General features: G+C 68.8%; 1 protein-coding gene. It reads left to right on the top strand.

Annotated elements, in window-relative coordinates; translation table 11 throughout:
- Positions 1-1,573, top strand: a 1,573-nt coding sequence (gene groL / locus ACFPL3_RS41960) for a chaperonin GroEL (protein WP_379591027.1), incomplete at its 3' end; no start/stop codon positions are given.

Genomic DNA, 1,573 nt, shown 5'->3' with positions numbered 1-1,573 from the left:
ATGGCGAAGCAGATCGCGTTCGACGAGGAGGCGCGCCGCGGGCTCGAGCGTGGCATGAACACCCTCGCCGACGCCGTCAAGGTGACGCTCGGCCCGCGCGGCCGCAACGTCGTGCTGGAGAAGAAGTGGGGCGCGCCCACCATCACGAACGATGGTGTGTCGATCGCCAAGGAGATCGAGCTCGAGGACCCCTGGGAGAAGATCGGCGCTGAGCTGGTCAAGGAGGTCGCGAAGAAGACCGACGACATCGCCGGTGACGGCACCACCACCGCCACCGTGCTCGCCCAGGCCCTCGTCCGCGAGGGGCTGCGCAACGTCGCCGCCGGCGCCAACCCGATGGCCCTGAAGCGGGGCATCGAGAAGGCCACCGAGGCAGTCTCCGAGGCGCTGCTGAAGAGCGCCAAGGAGGTCGAGACCAAGGAGCAGATCGCCGCCACCGCGTCGATCTCCGCCGCCGACTCCACCATCGGTGACCTGATCGCCGAGGCCATGGACAAGGTCGGCAAGGAAGGCGTCATCACCGTCGAGGAGTCGCAGACCTTCGGGCTCGAGCTCGAGCTCACCGAGGGCATGCGCTTCGACAAGGGCTACATCTCGCCCTACTTCGTCACCGACGCCGAGCGCATGGAGGCCGAGCTCGAGGACCCGTACGTCCTCCTCGTCTCGTCCAAGATCTCCACGGTGAAGGACCTGCTCCCGCTGCTGGAGAAGGTCATGCAGAGCGGCAAGCCGCTCGCGATCATCGCCGAGGACGTCGAGGGCGAGGCCCTGGCCACCCTGGTCGTCAACAAGATCCGTGGCACCTTCAAGTCCGTCGCCGTCAAGGCCCCGGGCTTCGGTGACCGCCGCGAGGCGATGCTCGCCGACATGGCCATCCTGACCGGTGGCGAGGTCATCTCGGAGAAGGTCGGCCTCAAGCTGGAGAACGCCGACCTGTCGCTGCTGGGCCGCGCCCGCAAGGTCGTCGTCACCAAGGACGAGACCACGATCGTCGACGGCGCCGGCGACGCCGACCAGATCGCCGGGCGGGTCAACCAGATCCGTTCGGAGATCGAGCGCACCGACTCCGACTACGACCGCGAGAAGCTGCAGGAGCGCCTGGCCAAGCTGGCCGGCGGTGTTGCGGTGATCAAGGCCGGTGCTGCCACCGAGGTGGAGCTCAAGGAGCGCAAGCACCGCATCGAGGACGCCGTGCGCAACGCCAAGGCGGCCGTCGAGGAGGGCATCGTCGCCGGTGGTGGCGTGGCCCTGCTGCAGGCGGGTGCCGGGCTGTTCGAGGGCCTCGGCCTCGACGGTGACGAGGCCACCGGCGCGAACATCGTCAAGGTCGCGCTGGAGGCTCCGCTCAAGCAGATCGCCGTCAACGCCGGCCTCGAGGGCGGCGTCGTGGTGGAGAAGGTCCGCGGGCTCGCCGCCGGTGAGGGCCTCGACGCCGCGACCGGTGAGTACAAGGACCTGGTCAAGGCCGGCATCATCGACCCGGCCAAGGTCACCCGGTCGGCGCTGCAGAACGCGGCCTCGATCGCGGCGCTGTTCCTGACCACCGAGGCGGTCATCGCCGACAAGCCGGAGA

Source organism: Pseudonocardia zijingensis (assembly GCF_042657305.1).
GTDB classification, from domain to species: Bacteria; Actinomycetota; Actinomycetes; order Mycobacteriales; family Pseudonocardiaceae; genus Pseudonocardia; species Pseudonocardia zijingensis.
This window is presented reverse-complemented; position numbering and strand designations above follow the sequence as displayed.